This is a genomic window from Anaerolactibacter massiliensis, assembly GCF_900290205.1.
GTDB classification, from domain to species: domain Bacteria; phylum Bacillota_I; class Bacilli_A; order Erysipelotrichales; family Erysipelotrichaceae; genus Bulleidia; species Bulleidia intestinalis.
The window spans coordinates 38,893-55,929 of record NZ_OLMH01000002.1; the positions used below are offsets into that span (position 1 = coordinate 38,893).

The following is a 17,037-nucleotide window of genomic DNA, read 5'->3' on the forward strand; positions in this document are numbered from 1 at the left end:
AGAGGATGCTTTGATCCGTCTTCGTGATCTGCAGAAGCAGAGCGAACGCCGGCACATGCATGAAGAATCCTTCTTCCTGAATGAAGAAGAACTTGCCTCAGTTCAGTCAGAATTTCCCGAATCCGCATTGATCAGATATGACGGCGGATATGAGGGAGCTCGGAAAAAGAAAGTCATCTTTCTCAGAGATGAGGAGGATGACTTTTCTGATATTGTCTGCCTGAAAGCAGAGACAGATCAGCGCTTCCGCACGATCGGTCACCGGGATATTCTCGGTTCACTGATGAGTCTGCAGATCGACCGGCATAGTTTCGGGGATTTCTGGATGGAGGAGAACTGCATCTATCTGTATACCTCGGATCAGATGGGCAGGTTCCTGGAAGATAATCTCACCCGGATTTCGAGGCTGAATGTGTCGTTTCACCGGATTGAGGAACATCCGGTGCAGGTGTTCTATACGAAGAAAGTTGAAGCGGTAATTGCCAGCGAGCGGCTTGATGCGATTGTGGCTTCCCTGGCTCATTGTTCGCGGAATGAAGCCAAGGAAATGATCCGTCAGGGCAAGGTTCAGATCAATCATCGCGTTCTTGAAGCACCCGATAAAATGTGCGATAATGGCAATACGATTTCGATCCGGGGGACCGGCCGTTTTACGTATCAGGGGGTCCGGAATCATACGAAGAAGGATCGGATCGTAGCAGAATTCCTGCAGGACATCCAGGGAAAGGAGCGTTCGTCATGACAGCACCGAGACCGACATTCAGAGTCATGCGCAATGGGTATGATCGGTTTGCGGTGGATGATGCCATGGATCGCTATGCGTCTGAAGTGGAGAAGCTGCAGAAACAGGTTGAGCTTTATCAGAAGCAGCTCGAGGATGCGGAAAACCGCATGAAAGAGCTTCAGCGGCAGTATGAGGCACTGGAGAATTCTCTGGAAGCTCAGAAGCAGGCGGCTGACAATATTGCCAGGCTGTCGCTTCGGGAAGCCAATGAGATCATCGACACTGCCCAGAAGAATGCTGACTCGATTATTCATGAGAGTTTGGTGACTGCTCGTCTGATCCTGACGGATCTTTCCAAGCTGTATGGTGATGCAGACACGGTCAGAGATTCGACGAAGAAGAAGCTGGAGGGAATGATTCAGGAACTGGATGAATTCCGGCTTCCGAAGATGCCTGATCTGCGCTGGCTGAATGAAGCTGAACAGAAAATGCATTGATTGAGGACGTGCTCCTGTCTGAAGTCGTTATAGAGAGCTGCCGTATGGTGAAAGGCAGTACGCAATGGCATCGGAGACATCACCTCATGAGCATTCGCATTCTCACCGCGTTAAGGAGAGATTTCAAGAGGGCATGGCTTAAGCCATGAACTAAGGTGGTACCGCGCTATTAAGCGTCCTTAGAAGAGAAGGGCGCTTTTCATATGTGCGTCCGGAGGGAGACTATGGATTATAAAGATACACTGAACATGCCGTCTACCGATTTCGAGATGAGAGGAAATCTGGCCAAGAAGGAGCCGGGAATTCTGAAGCAGTGGCAGGAACACAACTACTATCAGAACCTCCTGAAGCATCATGAGGGACAGAAGTCCTTCGTTCTGCATGATGGTCCTCCTTATGCCAACGGCAACCTGCATGCAGGAACTGCTATGAACCGCTGCATCAAGGATTTCATCGTCCGTACCCATGCCATGAGCGGCTATTATACCCCGTATTTCCCGGGCTGGGATACGCACGGACTACCGACTGAGAATGCCATTCAGAAGCTCGGCGTCGATCGCAAGAAGATCCCGGCAAGCGAATTCCGCAAGAAGTGTGATGAGTTCGTTCATACCCAGATTGCCCAGCAGATGGAAACCGAGAAGCGGCTTGGTCAGATTGCGGATTATGAACATCCGTATATCACGCTGGACAAGCACTTTGAAGCACGCCAGATCCGCACGTTTGAGAAGATGGCACTCGATGGACTGATCTTCCAGGGACTCAAGCCGGTCTACTGGTCGCCGTTCAATGAGACTGCAGTCGCGGATTCCGAGATCATCTATAAGGATGTCAAGGATGCGACCATCTATCTGCGCTTCCAGGTTGCGGATGGAAAGGGAATCCTTGATTCCGATGATTACTTCGTGATCTGGACCACCACGCCGTGGACCATCCCGAGCAACGAGGCAGTCTGTCTGAATGAAGCGTTTGATTATGCGGAAGTGCAGACGGAAAAGGGCAAGCTTGTATTCCTTGCGAAGTTCGTCGATCAGCTGCTGGCCAAGTTCAATCTGACCAACCAGGGAATCCTCCGTACGTTCAAGGGAAAGGAACTGGAAGGCATCACCTATCACCATGTCGTCTTTGCGGATCGCGAGTGCCCGGTCATCCTCGGCAATCATGTTGAAGACCAGGATGGTACCGGCGTGGTTCATACTGCCGGCGGCCATGGTCTCGATGACTTCCTCGTCTGCGCGAAGTACGGACTGGCTCCGATCAACACGGTTGATTCGGTCGGCAATATGAATGAGAATGCCGGCAAGTATCAGGGCATGTTCTTCGAGGACTGCTCGAAGGCAGTGATTCGTGATATGAGCGAGTCTGGTGCTTTGCTGGCGGTAGAGAATATCGTCCATGCATATCCGCATGATGATCGTCTGAAGAAGAAGGTCATCTTCCGGGCTGTGAAGCAGTGGTTCTGCTCCATCGACAAGATCAAGCCGCAGGTACTGGACCAGATCGACAATCATATCGTCTGGCATAACAGCTTCGGCCAGAAGCGCATGCATAACATGATCCAGGATCGCGGCGACTGGTGCATTTCCAGACAGCGTCTGTGGGGTGTTCCGATTCCGATCTTCTACAACGAAGATGGTTCGCCGATCATGGAGAAGGAAGTATTCGACCATGTGGCTGATCTCGTTGATGAGTACGGGTCCAATGTCTGGTTCGAGCGGGAAGCGAAGGATCTTCTGCCGGAGGGCTATACGAATCCGAAGTCTCCGAACGGAAACTTCACGAAGGAAAAGGACATCATGGATGTCTGGTTCGATTCCGGATCGTCCTGGAATGAACTGATCGCAAGAGGAGATAAGTTCCCGTGCGATATGTACTTCGAGGGGTCTGACCAGTACCGCGGCTGGTTCAATTCTTCCTTGATTGTCTCGACTGCCGTCAATGGCTTTGCACCGTATAGAGAAGTGCTCTCTCATGGTTATGTTGTCGATTCCAAAGGCGAGAAGATGTCGAAGTCTCAGGGCAATGTCGTCAACCCGATGGATATCATCAATAAGAACGGTGCGGATGTGTTCCGTCTCTGGGCGATGACGAGCGACTTCAAGGCTGATCTGAAGCTCGGCGAGTCCAACATCAAGCAGGTCAGTGATCAGTATCGCAAGATCCGTAATACCTTCCGTTTCCTGCTCGGCAATGTGAATCCGCAGGATTTCGATCCGAAGAAGGACATGGTTCCGTATGAAGAGCTGGAGCCGGTAGATCAGTACATCATGGTGCTGCTGGATGAAACGGCAGAAGAAGTCAGAAAAGATGTTCTGGACTATGACTATGTAGCTGCTTCCAAGGCGCTCATGAATCTCATGGTCAATGAGCTGAGTTCCTATTACTGTGATTTCACGAAGGATATCCTGTACTGCTCCGAGAAGAATGATCATCGCCGCCGTCAGGTGCAGTCGGTCTACTGGAATGCCGTCGACAGCCTGGTAAGGCTCTGGGCACCGTTCCTCGTCTATACGTGCGAAGAAGTCTGGATGCACTTCAATGATGATTCTGCTGAGAGCGTGCACTATACGGAGTTCCCGGAAGTGAAGCATTATGCCAATGCAGAAGAAGTTAAGAATACCTTCACGGAACTGATGAACCTGCGTGATGATGTGAACCGTGAACTCGAGAATGCCCGCAATGCCGGCATGATTCATTCGAGTCAGGAAGCTCAGGTTTCCATCACCTGCACAGAGGCAGATAAAGATCTGCTCGAAGGCACGCTGCCGGAGGTTGCTGCCCAGTGGCTGATTGTCTCCAAGGCAATCGTTACTGCCGGAAGCGAGCGCAAGATCACGATATCTCATGCCGAAGGAACCAAGTGCCCGCGCTGCTGGAATTACAGCACAGAGGCCGATGAGAATGGTCTCTGCCCGCGCTGCCATGAGGTGATGAGCCATAAGGCATAAGCAATCATTAATGTTTCCATGGAAGATAGTCTGTATGGGCTGTCTTCTTTTATTTATGAATTCACTGCTGAAATTAGGTGACGCCTTTTACGTATGGAAAAGCGGCGTACCAGATGATTTGAGATAAGGCGACAGTGTGGTGAGATGCAGAGATTAATTGCACTGAATTATGCCGGCCCGGGTGGGGAAATAACGCTGAAGTCCTGACCAAAAAGAGTTATGCCACCTCGTAAGCATAGTTTTTTTGTGCGCTTAAAGGCGGATTACTCTTTTCCAGGAAGCTCTTTTTGCCTCTGCTTGCCCCATTCCACGTTTGCCTTCATTTCTTTCTTGTATTTTGAGTAGGTGTGTGGGTCGCTGCCAGGCTCGTTATGCATTTCCTTATCGTTAAAACGGGCCGCCAAAAATTTTCGGGGGCTGAATCACGATGCCCTTCTTCTCTTTGGACTTCTTCGCTTCCAGCTTTTTTCCTTTGTTGTGGTCCCGCGTGTCACCGCGAATGGAGCGCACATAGGCTCTGGCATTGGTGATTTACTCATCATCGATATCCGCAAACCAGTAGGAATCTTCGCCAAACTGTATTGCTTTCCATTTTTGAAGAGCTGTCTGTACCCGTTCACCTGTCAGCCTATAGGTCCAGTTGCGTCTGTCATCTTTAGCAGGCGGATACTTTTGCTTGTACTTCCGCTGGATCAGCCGAATCATGACGAGCGCGATCATGCATATGAGAAGGTGTGCATAGATGTGCTCCGACTTGTGGACATACATCGGTCTGGTATCCAGCGGTCCCTTCATTTCCTCGAACTGGTTTTCGATTCTTGACAGGCCATGGTATTTGTCGATCACGTCTGTGGAATCCATGTTGCTGGCCAGATACATCTGATACATTGCATCAAGCATCTGATCAGCAGTGAGTGAACTGTATTTCTGTTTGAATTCTGCCTCAGTTTCCACGTAATTATTACATCACGGGAACCTCAGAAAAGCTTATAATTAAGCCTTTTTATGAGATTTCATGCATACTTTTTCGAGACTGTTTCCATGGACCTTTTCTGATCAATTTTCAATCCCTGCATCAGCCATCCGTACTTCCGCAGATATTAACTCCATTGATCTCAACCCTGATGAACTCAGGGGTGCGCTCTATTACTGTGACCGGAAGCACTTCAGAATGATCACAACCGCCATCATCGATGGCTTCTCTCTGATCGCGACGAAGGTGCCGTAGAATGCTTCATAATTGAAGCCGTTCTCTTTGCAGTAATCCTTTATTGTTTTCCCGCTATGCTGATACTCTTTCAGAAACGGAAGCTACCATTCATGAGTATGAATATCTTTTACCGTGACCCTTCTCCTTAGCCTCTCTCTAGGATAGGGTCTTCGGCAGCCTCCAACAAGTTGCATACCTATTGAAGCTTATAAAGGAGATGACAAATAATAAGAAACTGTTAGCGCCAGGATAAAAGGGCAAATTTATTGTGAAGATCTTATGCTTCATAACATAACAAAGCGAGACATATTCTAATTGCAAAACAGTACAGACCGACTATTAAAAAAGTAATATTCGTGAACGTATTGACAAATCAATTTGTATGCATGAATATTAAGACGAACGATCGTACTAGTCTTCACAATACTAGGGTATTTTCATTCAAACAAGAAAGGAGTGTTTTGGAATGAAAAAAGACTACATAAGCCTGACAGTGAACAAGAGGCAGTATCGTTTTTCAATTGGAACTGCTTTTGGTCAGGTGCCGCCTTCTGAAACGTTACTGACGACGTTGAGGGAGCGGCTTGGACTTACCGGCACAAAATCATCATGTAATGAAGGAGCATGTGGGTGCTGCACAGTGATCATGGACGGGGATGCAGTTACCTCGTGCATGATCCTGACTGCAGAATGTGATGGGAAAGACATTACTACGATTGAAGGATTAGAAGATCCTGAAAAAGGCTTAGATCCTATCCAGCAGGCATTTATCGATGAATATGCGTTCCAATGCGGCTATTGCACGCCTGGAATCATCATGGCGGCAAAAGCTCTTCTGATGAAAAATCCTCATCCGACTCCGGATGAAATTAAAGAAGCGTTGTCCGGAAACTATTGCAGATGCGTCAGTCATTATACAGTTCTTCGCGCTGTGAATCGCGCTGCGGGAAATCCGGAAGACACCACGGCTGTAATGCACTATGCAAAAGATGATGTAGAAGATCCGATCTGCGTCCGTGAGAACAAGCACCCATCTCCGTTTGCGTATGGCTCTGAAAATGATCATTCATCACCAGATTGAGGAGGTTGCAGGAAATGAGTAAGAAAATGAATTTCCGTGATATTGTTCAGCCGAATTATAGGCATGTCGGTAAATATATGCCGCGTATTGAGGCAAAAGACATTGTTACAGGACATGCAACATTCCTGGATGACTATAATGTGCCGGGTCAGTTGTATGGAAAGACCAAGCGAAGTCCTTATCCTCATGCAAAGATCAAATCCATTGATATTTCTAAAGCGGAAGCATACCCAGGTGTACGCGCAGTTGTAACTTATAAAAATGTTCCTGAACAGTGGGGATTGGGCTTGCCGGTCCATCGCCATCTTCTGGAAGATGAAGTTTGGTATGTTGGAGACCTTGTAGCTTTAGTTGCTGCTGATACGGTTGAAATCGCAACTGAAGCTCTTGACTTGATTGACGTAGAGTACGAGGAACTGCCGGCTGTTTATTCAGCTGAGGAAGCTTTGAAAGAGGGTGCGCCTCAGCTTTATAAGAGATTTCCTGGAAACCATGTTGATAATGGAATTAAGTATTTCCAGCCGGATGGACCATGGTGGCAGATCATCCGCGGAGATGTCAAAAAGGGTTTTGAGGAGTCTGATTATATTGCAGAAGACAAGGTTGAATTTAACAAGATGCCTTTCCCGGGAGCACCGGAAGCACCTAGTGTAATTGCGAAATGGACAGGCGAAGAGAATTTCACGTTGTGGGCATCTTCTCAAAGCTCGCATATTCTTAAGCTGATGGCGGAAGGCCGTATTCCGAAATCAAACTTCGATGTCAGGACCTTCAATGTCGGCGGATCTTACGGAAATAAGCAGTCAATGATGACAACAGTGTTATCTGCATGCATGCTGTCAAAGGTTACTGCCAAACCTGTAAAGATCATCATGACTAAGTCTGAGCAGCTGATGTGCTATGAAGTCCGTCTTGGAAGCACAATGAATGCCAAGATCGGGATGACAAAAGATGGGATCGTAAACGCGGTCGAAGGAAAATGGTTAGTTGATACTGGAGCAATTGCAGATTCTGTTCAGGGACAGGTTGGCGTTGGTCTTGGCGAAGCTCAGCTCGTCTGTGCTAAGTGCCCTAACTGGAACATGGATAGCGAAATTGCGGTTACAAACCGTCAGGCTGCAGGCATTGTTCGCGGATATGGTGGTCAGGAGCTTAACAGCTGCTTGGAACGCCTAATGTGCACTGCAATGAAGGCAGGCAATTTCAATCCGCTTGATGTTTTCAAGAAGAACTATATTGCTCCAGGTGATCGCTTTATCTGGCGTGATGGCCGTTGGTGGCAGAGCCGTTCTTCTATGTTCTTCCCTGAAGCGATGCAGGGTGCTGCTGATCGCTTCGGATGGGATAAGAAGTGGGTTGGCTGGAACAAGCCTTACTGGGTCAGCGAAGATGGAAAGCGTGCAAGAGGCGTTGGTATGGGTGTCATCGGCAATGCTGACATCAATGAAGACAATACCGAAGCTATTGTCCGCATTATCCCTGATCTGGTCGGAAATCCGAGAGCTTCCCGTGCTGTTATCGAAATGGATATTACCGAATCTGGTATGGGTACGAGAAGTAATGTTGTGAAGCAGGTCGCTGAGGTACTCAATGTGCCGGTTGATCGTGTCTATATTACGGAACCAGGTTCCAAGTATAATCCTTCAAACTATGGCTTGTGCGGATCTCGCGGCGTCATTACAACAGGAAAGGCTGCTACTCTTGCGGCTGAAGAATGCAAGAAGAAAGCACTTGAACTTGCTGCGACTTACTTCAAGCGGTCCGTTGACCAGATGGAGACAAAGGACTTCGTGGTCTATGTCAGAGATACTCCTGAACTGAAGGTTCCAATGTTCAAATTGTGCCCGAAAGAGCTCAGTATCGTTGGTTATGGAAAGCACATGGAACTATTCAATATTCCTAGCTGTATTGCAGTGTTTGCTGATGTTGAAGTAGATCTGGAAACAGGAAGACAGAGACTGCTTCATATTGGAGCAGGAACTGATATCGGACAGGTTCTGGATCCGAAGGCTTTAGAGATGCAGCTTGAAGGTGGAATCGGATCAGCATGCTTCGATACAGCTTCATTTGAAGAGTGCATCCAGGACCACGAAACAGGCCGGTTGGTTACGTCTAATCTGCTTGATTATAAGTGGCGGACATTTAATGAGTTCCCGACCTACGATGCATATGTTATGGAGTCTCAGATTGATTCCTATATGTTCCGTGCACTTGGAATTGGCGAAGTGTCTGGAGCGGCAGGTGCAGGAGCAGTTTTGATGGCGGTATCCAATGCTACCGGGGTTGATATTAAGGAATATCCTGCAACGCCTGCGGTAATCCTGAAAGCAATTGGAAAGCTTTGAGAAGGAGGTAGAAAAAAATGAGAAATTTTGAATATGAGACAGCATCATCCTTCGAAGAAGCATCACAGCTGATTCGTGAAAATTCTGATGGGAAAGCAGTTGCTCTGGCGGGTGGCTCTGATCTGTTAGGAGTCATGAAAGAATCTATTCTTCCGGATTATCCAGCTAAAGTTGTCGATCTAAAAGGCATTGATGAAGGAAAAGATATTAAAGAAACTAATGGAACCATTGAAATTGGTGCGCTTGTAAAATTATCTGATGCAGCTTCCTCTGATCTGCTGAAAGAAAAAGCTGCAGCTGTTGCGGAAGCGGCACATTCAGTTGCTTCACCATTGATCCGTAATATCGGTACAGTTGGAGGCAATCTCTGCCAAGACGTAAGATGCTGGTTTTACAGATATCCTCATGGAGTTGGCGGACGGTTGGATTGTGCGCGTAAAGGCGGAGAAGAATGCTATGCCATTCAGGGGGAAAACAGATATCATTCGATATTCGGCGGGATGAAAACTGGCCTGTCGCAGTGCACCAGAGAGTGTCCTGGCGGAACAGATATTCCTGGTTACATGGAACTGCTAAGGAAAAATGACTGGGATGGAGCTGCAAATCTTATCATGAAGTACAGCCCTATGCCGATGATTACTTCCCGGATCTGCCCTCATAACTGCCAGACTCGGTGCAATCAGAACCATCATGGGGAACCAGTTAATATCCATGCGGTGGAACGGTCTGTTGGTGATTATATTCTGGAGCATATGGACCGTTTCTTCCCTGCACCCGAAAAGGAAACAGGAAAGAAAGTTGCAATTATCGGTGCTGGTCCTGGTGGACTGACTGCTGCATATTATCTGCGGAAAGAAGGTAATGATGTAACCGTCTATGATCGAATGGAAAAACCAGGCGGTGTTCTTCAGTATGGTATTCCTCATTATCGTCTTCCTAGGAAATATATCGATGACTATAATGATGCTCTGAAGAAAATGGGTGTTGTCTTCAAGATGAACACCGAAGTCGGAAAAGACATTACTGTTGAGGAACTGGACAAGGAATATGATGCACTGTACTTTGGAACAGGTGCATGGAAACAGCCGATTTTGGGCCTTGAGGGAGAAAACCTTACTGAGTTCGGACTTAACTTCCTGGTTGATGTAAACACGTACCTGAAGAAGGCAATTGGCAATGAGGTTCTTGTCTGCGGTGGCGGAAATGTTGCAATGGATGTTGCATTGACTGCTGTTCGTCTAGGAGCTAAGAAAGTTCGCCTTATCTGCCTGGAGCAGAGAAATGAAATGCCTGCTTCTCCTGAAGAAGTTGCACGTGCAGAAGAAGAGGGTGTTGAAGTAATCAACGGATGGGGATTGTCACGCGTCCTTACTGATGAAAGCGGAAAGGTGACTGGATTGGAATCCATGAAGTGCACTTCGGTGCGAAATGAGCTTGGCAGATTCGATCCTAAGTACGACTATAATGAGAAAAAAGTCTTTTCCTCCGACTACATTATTCTTGCAACAGGACAGCGTGTTGATATCTCCTTCCTTGGTGATAAGTTCAGCGCCCAGTTAAAATCCTCCAGGGGCTTGATCAATGCTGATATTGAGTCGTCTAAAACAGATAATCCAAAGATTTATGCAGGTGGCGATGCAGTTACCGGCCCGAACCTGGCTATCCAGGCTATCCATGCAGGTAGAATTGCAGCGATTAGCATTAATCGAGATTTAGGAGTAAGCAAAGAAGGAATCCCTGTTCCTGATAATAAGAGAATCTTCTTTGAAAAAGATCGGGTGACAGATCACGTATCGAATAAACTTCCTGAAAAGCCTCTGGAAGAAAGGTCATTGACCGAAGAAGATACGATGTCTTTCGACCCTGCTACTGCAGTTAAAGAAGCCGAGAGGTGCATGAACTGTGGCTGCTACTCTGTAAATGCTTCAGATATGTCACCGGTAATGGTGATGATGGATGCAGAGCTTGTCACGACGAAAAAGGTTATTCCTGCAAAGGATTTCTTTACTCGGAAGCTGAAAGCATATGAAATGCTTGAGCCGGGCGAACTGATCAAAGAAGTTCGCATTCGTCCGATGGAGGGGTATACAACTGGATATGATAAATTCAGAGTAAGAGATTCGCTTGATTTTGCAATTGTATCTCTTGCGTACGCTTATAAGCTAAAAGATGGCGTAATTGATGATATTCGGCTTGTTCTTGGAGCAGTTGCCCCTGTCCCGGTAATTAAAGACGATGTCGCTAAGTTCATGATTGGGAAGAAACCGACTAAAGAACTTGCAAAAGAGGCAGGAGAACTTGCTGTAAGTGATGCTGTTCCTCTTAGAGATAATGAATATAAAGTTGCTGAAGTTAAAGCTCTGATAGGAAACCTCGTTGAGCGTATGTCGCTCCAGTAAAAGGTGAAAGAAGTGGCGGGCCATGGGTATCATTCACTCATGACCCGCTACCTGATTTTTACAATAATATGTTAAAAAAATAACAAGTAGGAGAACTTTATGGATCTCATGAAACAGAGAAAAACAGTCCTAATTGCCAGCTGTATCGTAAATATGTTTATCGGGATCGCATATTGCTGGAGTATTTTCCAGAGTAGTTTTATGGCTGAATCCCAGAACCTCTTCGGCGAAGCAGTAGTTGCTTCTTCTCTAGCTCTTGCCTTTACTTTCCATACCGGAATCGGGCCGATTACCATGATTACAGGGGGAGCCATGAAGAAAAAATTCGGAGTCGGAGGAGTTGTGAAAATAGGAGCAGTTCTTACGCTGCTTGGCTTCTTATGCGTCGGATTTGCTAGAAACCTTGGCATGATCTGGCTCGGATTTGGTATTATAGCTGGATTTGGCATCGGAATGATTAATGGAATTACGACTACCAATCCTGGCTTGTGGTATCCAGAAAAGCGTGGGATGATCGCTGGGTTAACGACGGCTTTTTTCGGACTTGGTTCTATTATTTTCCCGTTTATCCTTCGTCCCATGATTGCGAGTATCGGTATTTCCCGCACATTTATTGTTCTCGCTGTTTTGATTGGAGCCGTAGCATTTGTATGCGGTCATTTCATTTCTGCTCCTCCGGAAGGATGGCTTCCGGAAGGCTTTACTCCTAAGAAGGCAGACAGAAGTATTCGTAACTATACATGGAAAGAAATGATACTTGATAAGAGGTACTATCCGGCAGTTATTGCTTTCTTATGTTTTGCTTCTACCGGGCTGTTTGTAATTCAATCCGCAACGGGGATGTCTAGAATGATTGGAGGATTGGGGGAAAATTCTCCATTGGTTGCTTATACTGTTTCCTTTATTGGCATTGCGAATTCCGGAGGCAGACTCCTCTGGGGTTCAGTGTCAGATAAAATCGGTCGGTATCGTGCACTAGAAATCATGGGTGTGATTGTTGCAATCAGCGGATTTTTACTCTCAATGGTTAATGGTTCCTATGTTTCATTTATCTTATTAGCAATGCTGATAGCTGCCTGCTATGGGGGATCGATGGGAGTCTATCCTGCACTTACTGCAGAAAACTTTGGCCCAAAAAACAATGCAATCAATTATGGTGTCATGTTTATAGGATTTGCTCTTGGAGGTTTTATCGGTCCTAAGATTTTCACTGGATTAATGGAATCTTCTGGTTCATTCCGTCTTCCTCTTTCTATTGTTGGAATTTTTGGAATCGCTGCAACGATCTTAGTTATTCTGTTAGTTAAATTCCGGAAAGCGATGTCAACCTCGGAATGATATGGATAAATGGTCATATATTCTTCGGACACCAGGATTAACGCTTGGAAGATGCTGCAGAGAAATGTCTGAAGAAGAGGGTGATCATCTTGCACTGATCGATCCAGCAGCAAATAAGAGATTGTCCTTTTCTCAAATTCAAATACTCAGCAATGCTCTGGCGAAAGAACTGATTCATCTGGGGATTCTTCCTGGAGATCGAATTGCAATCATAGTCAATAACAGCTGGGAGAGTATCATTTCAAAAATAGCTGTCTCAAAAACTGGTGCAATCCAAGTTAACTTAAATATTCATGAAAAGGAGGGAATGCTTGAAAAACTTTTGGCTGATTCAGGATGCTCATTCTTGATTATCAAACAAGGCATTAAGAATCGTTCACATCTTGAAATGCTGTTTAACATCTGCCCGGAATTCAAAAATCAAAAACCTGGTGAACTACATAGCGAACGGCTGCCAAATTTGAAACATCTGATTTTAACAGATGCAAGCAGGCCTCAATCATGTGCTTGGCAGTTCGAAGAATTAATTGAAGCGGGGAAAAATCTTCCTGACTCTATTTTAGCCGAAAGAGATAAGCTGATTTCATCAAAAGATACGGCAACTATTATTTACACTTCCGGAACTACAGGAACACCAAAAGGAGTCATGCTAACTCACGAAAAGCTTCTGCTAAATGCAGCAGCCCATATTCACTTTATGGAGTTGACGCGGGATGATGTCTATTGCATTACCGCCCCGTTGTTCCATACACTCGGCTCTGTTGGAAGTTTCCTCTCTATATTTCTCAGTGGAGGGACGGCAGTATTATCAGATATTTCCTCAATAGATAGAGTCCTTGAGGTGCTTGTTCATGAAAAATGCACTGTAATCTCTTCGGTTCCAACGATTCTGACTAGAGTGCTTACTAGCGCAGAACAGTCTTCTGAATCCTGTTGCACTCATCTGAGGCTATGGGCTTTAGCAGGAGCAGCATGCCCTGAAGGCCTGATTCTGCAAGCTTCCGAAAAGCTGCATGTTGATCATTTTATGATGATGTATGGCATGACAGAAGCTGGGCCTGGAATCAGCAGTACGTGCTTATCAGACCCAATCAGTGCGGTGTCGCATACCGTTGGAAGATTCTGGCCGTTTGTTGAATGGGAAATCCACGATCTAAAGACGGGAAAGCCACTGCATCAAGGCGAAGCAGGCGAAATTGTAATTAAAAGCCCATGCATGATGAATGGATACTTCGGAAACAATGAAAGTACAGAACATGCATTTACTGCTGATGGATGGCTGAAAACGGGGGATATTGGCAAAGTGTCTCCAGAAGGATATCTGACCCTTTGCGGACGCTGTAAAAATATCATAATTCGCGGAGGTGAAAATATCAGCCCTCTAGAAATCGAACAATTCTTGGACCAGCTTCCTGGAATTAGTGCTTCAGCTGTAGTTGGAGTAAAAGATCAGGAATTCGGAGAAGCTGTATATGCATTTCTAATCACTGAGGGAAATATCTCTATCACAGCAGAAGATCTGATGAAGCTGTGCCGAGGGAGAATAGCAACGATTAAAATACCAACTGAAGTTGCAAATGTTAAGAGTTTTCCTTTGACAGCATCAGGTAAAATTGCGAGAGAAGAATTAAAACAAATGGCAGAGGCAAATAGAAAAAGAGGATAATATGGCAAAATTCATTACTGCAAAAGAAGCTGCAGAACTTATTCAGGATGGCGCAGTATTAGGGTCAGCAGTACAAGGCATGACCGGATGGCCTGAAGAAATTGGATTAGCAATTGAAAAACGATTCCTGGAAACCGGTCATCCAGCAAATATTACGCATATTCATGGTGCTGGACAAGGTGACTTCGGAAGAATGGATCCTGAAGGAAAGAAGACCCGTGGAGAAGATGTCCTTGCACATGATGGTTTATTGTCATGCAGTATTCATGGACATGTTGGATGTTCCTTTAAAATGGTTCAGCAGATTCATGATAATAAAATCTTAGCATATAACATTCCTCTTGGAGTCGTTGGACAGATCTGGAGAGAACAGGGAAGAGGATTCCCAGGATTGTTAAGTAAAGTTGGGTTAGGAACATTTATTGATCCGCGTGTAGATGGCGCAAGGGTTAATGAAAAAACAAAAAAGGAAGGAAAACAGATCATTAAATATATTCCTGATCTGAATGGAGAAGAATACTTGCTCTATACTCTTCCTCCTTTAAACGTCGCGCTGCTCAGAGCTACGACATCGGATGAAGATGGCGATCTTACTTATGAAAAAGAATGCATGCCCTGCGAACCGCTGGATCTGGCCCTGGCGGCAAAGGCTGCAGGTGCGATTGTAATTGCCCAGGTGGAAAGAGTGGCAAAAACGGGATCCCTTGATCCTCGCACTGTGAAGATTCCTGGTTTCCTGGTGGACTATGTGGTGGTTGCTGAGCACCCGGAAAGGATTATGCAGACACATATTACGCACTTCAATCCTGCCTTTACTGGCGAGATTCGGATCCCAATGGAAGGCGCAAAACAGACTGTCCCGTTTGACTTCAAAAAGGTTATTGCAAGAAGAACGGCAATGGAATTCCGTAAGGGTAATAAGTGCAATTTTGGCATCGGAATGCCAGGCTTGGTTCCGAATATCCTTATGGAAGAGGGAGTTGATACTCAGGTGATGATGCTTTCTGAGTCTGGACTCGTCGGAGGAATTCCTGCTCAGGGTGGCGATTTCGGCGCTCACTTCAACCCGATTGCAATGGTTAATCAGACAGATTTCTTCAGCTTCTTCGACCAGGGAGGACTTGATATTGGCGTATTCGGATTGCCGGAAGTAGATAAACTTGGAAATGTGAATACAACGAATCTGAATGGAAAAATTGCGGGAGTTGGTGGCTTCCCTAATATTTCTGCAAATGCTAAACATTCCATTTTTATGGGGACATTTACAGCATCAGGATTCCAGTGTCACATTGAAAGTGGACGACTGGTTATTGACCATGAAGGTAAATTCAACAAGTTTGTTGATACTTGCGTCCAGACCTCCTTTAATGCTGAACAATGTCTGCATCGTGGAAATAGAATTACATACATCACAGAACGCTGTGTCTTTGAACGTTGCGAAGAAGGTATGGTGCTGACAGAAATTGCTCCAGGAATTGATGTTGAACGTGATATTATTGGTCATATGGGGTTCAAGCCTATTATCCCTGAAGGTGGTCCGAAAGTAATGAATTCTGATCTATTCTTTGAAGATTGGGGTAAACTAAAAGAGATCTTCTAGTTGGATTAGGGGGCAGAGAAAAGATGTTAAATTATGATCACGATTTAATATGCGGGGTCAAGAATCCGATTGGATTGAAGATTCCAATCTCTGCCAGAAATGGAGAAGCCTCCTGCGAATGGACAGTCACGGAGAATTTTGTTGGGTATGACACAATACTTCATGGCGGAATCATTGCGTCAATCCTTGATAATCTGATGATATTTGCTTGCAGAAGTCAGATGGAGCTGGATCTTGTGACTGCAAATCTTAATGTTAATTATCGTCATTTTGCACATGTTGGTGACCATCTTTCCGGATTTGGAAGAATGGTCTCCAACGAGCCTGGAAGCAGAAAAGTCTTTGCTGAGGCAAAGCTATATTGTGATAATACTTTAATTGCTGAGGCTTCTGGTATTAATGTGATCGTCTATCCAAAGTAGTTATTGTGTATTAAGCCGCAGACTCAACGAAGCTGTGAAGGCTGCTCATGAAATAATGGTGCATGAATACTGCAACTTCATGAGAATCCTCCAAGTTGACGCCTACGGCTTTTTCTAATTCTTTGTTTAGAATAGGTTTTTCCATATAGCTCATGATTGCGGCGATAATGCATCGAGCAGCAATTGCGGCTTGAAACATATTCGGCTCTGGCATTACAAGTGCGATTAATTGTACCAGGACTTTTTCACTTTGCTCCACAACTGCTTTTGAAAGAATCCCCTGACAGCTTTTAGGGAACCCATTTTCCTGACTTACCAGCCCAATATAAAGTGAGCTATATTTTGGATTAAAGATATGATTAATGTGTTCCTCCAGAAATCGATCAAGATATTGCCAAGCCTGATCCCTATCCTGATCAGTTCCATTGGCAAAACTTCTAATTTCTTCTGTATAAGTGCCGAAGCTGATCCGAAGATCATCGGCTGCTTTTTGGACAGCGGAGTGGACAAGTTTTTCTTTAGATCCAAAATGAAAACTGATTGCAGAAAGACTTACATCTGCATAATCTGCGATCAGGCGAACTGAGGTAGCTTCATATCCATAAGAAGCAAGGAGATGCTGTGTCACCTTAACCAGCTTCTCTTTCGTTGTGGTGCAATCTTTCAAATTGATCTTAAGTTTGTTGTTGCTCATTCTTTTCCTCCTGATCTACATTATTTGTTTTTTCAAACGTAAGCGTCAATAGGCCTGCATAGTATTAACCCGGGCACATCCAGAGCCTGAAAAGATAGGCATAGATGTGCCCG

13 protein-coding genes and 1 other annotated feature are annotated in these 17,037 nt (G+C 45.6%); of the genes, 11 read left to right on the forward strand and 2 right to left on the reverse strand.

All coding sequences use genetic code 11. From position 1 onward, the window contains the following. Positions 1 to 10 precede the first annotated feature (10 nt). The 3 genes from C7E00_RS03665 (at position 11) to ileS (ending at position 4,169) form a co-directional block, all read left to right on the forward strand. Positions 11 to 742, forward strand: a complete 732-nt coding sequence (locus C7E00_RS03665) for a YlmH/Sll1252 family protein (protein WP_235897198.1) — start codon at positions 11 to 13, stop codon at positions 740 to 742. Continuing rightward, positions 739 to 1,221, forward strand: coding sequence for a DivIVA domain-containing protein (locus C7E00_RS03670; RefSeq protein WP_105303011.1), 483 nt, complete (start codon positions 739 to 741; stop codon positions 1,219 to 1,221). The genes C7E00_RS03665 and C7E00_RS03670 overlap by 4 nt, the downstream gene beginning before the upstream one ends. Next, positions 1,209 to 1,405 (forward strand) — a binding site (T-box leader). It overlaps the preceding gene by 13 nt. Positions 1,406 to 1,445: 40 nt before the next feature. After that, positions 1,446 to 4,169, forward strand: a complete 2,724-nt coding sequence (ileS, locus tag C7E00_RS03675) for an isoleucine--tRNA ligase (protein WP_105303012.1) — start codon at positions 1,446 to 1,448, stop codon at positions 4,167 to 4,169. Positions 4,170 to 4,700: 531 nt separating this feature from the next. Here ileS and C7E00_RS03680 read toward each other — a convergent pair. Next, positions 4,701 to 5,123 carry a hypothetical protein gene (locus C7E00_RS03680; RefSeq protein ID WP_105303013.1) on the reverse strand — a complete coding sequence of 141 codons (423 nt, stop codon included), beginning with the start codon at positions 5,121 to 5,123 and terminating at the stop codon, positions 4,701 to 4,703. Between the two features lie 61 nt (positions 5,124 to 5,184). On the opposite strand from C7E00_RS03680, the gene C7E00_RS03685 reads away from it, so the two are divergent. From C7E00_RS03685 to C7E00_RS03720, 8 genes are all read left to right on the forward strand, one after another. Further along, positions 5,185 to 5,397, forward strand: a complete 213-nt coding sequence (locus C7E00_RS03685; protein WP_105303014.1) for a hypothetical protein — start codon at positions 5,185 to 5,187, stop codon at positions 5,395 to 5,397. 448 nt (positions 5,398 to 5,845) lie between these two features. Next, positions 5,846 to 6,460, forward strand: a complete 615-nt coding sequence (locus tag C7E00_RS03690) for a (2Fe-2S)-binding protein (RefSeq protein WP_105303015.1) — start codon at positions 5,846 to 5,848, stop codon at positions 6,458 to 6,460. A gap of 14 nt (positions 6,461 to 6,474) precedes the next feature. Beyond that, entirely contained in the window at positions 6,475 to 8,805 is a 2,331-nt protein-coding gene (locus C7E00_RS03695; protein ID WP_105303016.1) for a xanthine dehydrogenase family protein molybdopterin-binding subunit, read from the forward strand. 17 nt (positions 8,806 to 8,822) lie between these two features. Next, positions 8,823 to 11,204 (forward strand): FAD binding domain-containing protein, encoded by a 2,382-nt coding sequence (locus C7E00_RS03700; protein ID WP_105303017.1) that lies wholly within the window; start codon positions 8,823 to 8,825, stop codon positions 11,202 to 11,204. Positions 11,205 to 11,303: 99 nt separating this feature from the next. Further along, positions 11,304 to 12,542 carry an OFA family MFS transporter gene (locus C7E00_RS03705; protein ID WP_105303018.1) on the forward strand — a complete coding sequence of 413 codons (1,239 nt, stop codon included), beginning with the start codon at positions 11,304 to 11,306 and terminating at the stop codon, positions 12,540 to 12,542. Between the two features lie 64 nt (positions 12,543 to 12,606). Beyond that, positions 12,607 to 14,208 carry a class I adenylate-forming enzyme family protein gene (locus tag C7E00_RS03710; RefSeq protein WP_167836449.1) on the forward strand — a complete coding sequence of 534 codons (1,602 nt, stop codon included), beginning with the start codon at positions 12,607 to 12,609 and terminating at the stop codon, positions 14,206 to 14,208. Between the two features lies 1 nt (position 14,209). Further along, positions 14,210 to 15,808: an acyl CoA:acetate/3-ketoacid CoA transferase gene (locus tag C7E00_RS03715; RefSeq protein ID WP_105303020.1), complete on the forward strand. Its 1,599-nt coding sequence runs from the start codon at positions 14,210 to 14,212 to the stop codon at positions 15,806 to 15,808. Between the two features lie 23 nt (positions 15,809 to 15,831). Further along, on the forward strand, positions 15,832 to 16,230 hold the full coding sequence (locus C7E00_RS03720) for a PaaI family thioesterase (RefSeq protein WP_105303021.1): 399 nt from the start codon (positions 15,832 to 15,834) through the stop codon (positions 16,228 to 16,230). Between the two features lie 10 nt (positions 16,231 to 16,240). Here the strand turns inward: C7E00_RS03720 and C7E00_RS03725 are convergent, their stop codons facing one another. Further along, on the reverse strand, positions 16,241 to 16,924 hold the full coding sequence (locus C7E00_RS03725) for a TetR/AcrR family transcriptional regulator (protein ID WP_105303022.1): 684 nt from the start codon (positions 16,922 to 16,924) through the stop codon (positions 16,241 to 16,243). Positions 16,925 to 17,037: the final 113 nt, after the last annotated feature.

What these genes read in the sequence shown, in the direction of transcription:
- C7E00_RS03670 (WP_105303011.1), top strand. Translation starts at nt 739, where the DNA reads ATGACAGCACCGAGACCGACATTCAGAGTCATGCGCAATGGGTATGAT.
- ileS (WP_105303012.1), top strand. Translation starts at nt 1,446, where the DNA reads ATGGATTATAAAGATACACTGAACATGCCGTCTACCGATTTCGAGATG.
- C7E00_RS03685 (WP_105303014.1), top strand. Translation starts at nt 5,185, where the DNA reads ATGCATACTTTTTCGAGACTGTTTCCATGGACCTTTTCTGATCAATTT.
- C7E00_RS03690 (WP_105303015.1), top strand. Translation starts at nt 5,846, where the DNA reads ATGAAAAAAGACTACATAAGCCTGACAGTGAACAAGAGGCAGTATCGT.
- C7E00_RS03695 (WP_105303016.1), top strand. Translation starts at nt 6,475, where the DNA reads ATGAGTAAGAAAATGAATTTCCGTGATATTGTTCAGCCGAATTATAGG.
- C7E00_RS03700 (WP_105303017.1), top strand. Translation starts at nt 8,823, where the DNA reads ATGAGAAATTTTGAATATGAGACAGCATCATCCTTCGAAGAAGCATCA.
- C7E00_RS03705 (WP_105303018.1), top strand. Translation starts at nt 11,304, where the DNA reads ATGGATCTCATGAAACAGAGAAAAACAGTCCTAATTGCCAGCTGTATC.
- C7E00_RS03710 (WP_167836449.1), top strand. Translation starts at nt 12,607, where the DNA reads ATGTCTGAAGAAGAGGGTGATCATCTTGCACTGATCGATCCAGCAGCA.
- C7E00_RS03715 (WP_105303020.1), top strand. Translation starts at nt 14,210, where the DNA reads ATGGCAAAATTCATTACTGCAAAAGAAGCTGCAGAACTTATTCAGGAT.
- C7E00_RS03720 (WP_105303021.1), top strand. Translation starts at nt 15,832, where the DNA reads ATGTTAAATTATGATCACGATTTAATATGCGGGGTCAAGAATCCGATT.
- C7E00_RS03725 (WP_105303022.1), bottom strand. Translation starts at nt 16,924, where the DNA reads ATGAGCAACAACAAACTTAAGATCAATTTGAAAGATTGCACCACAACG.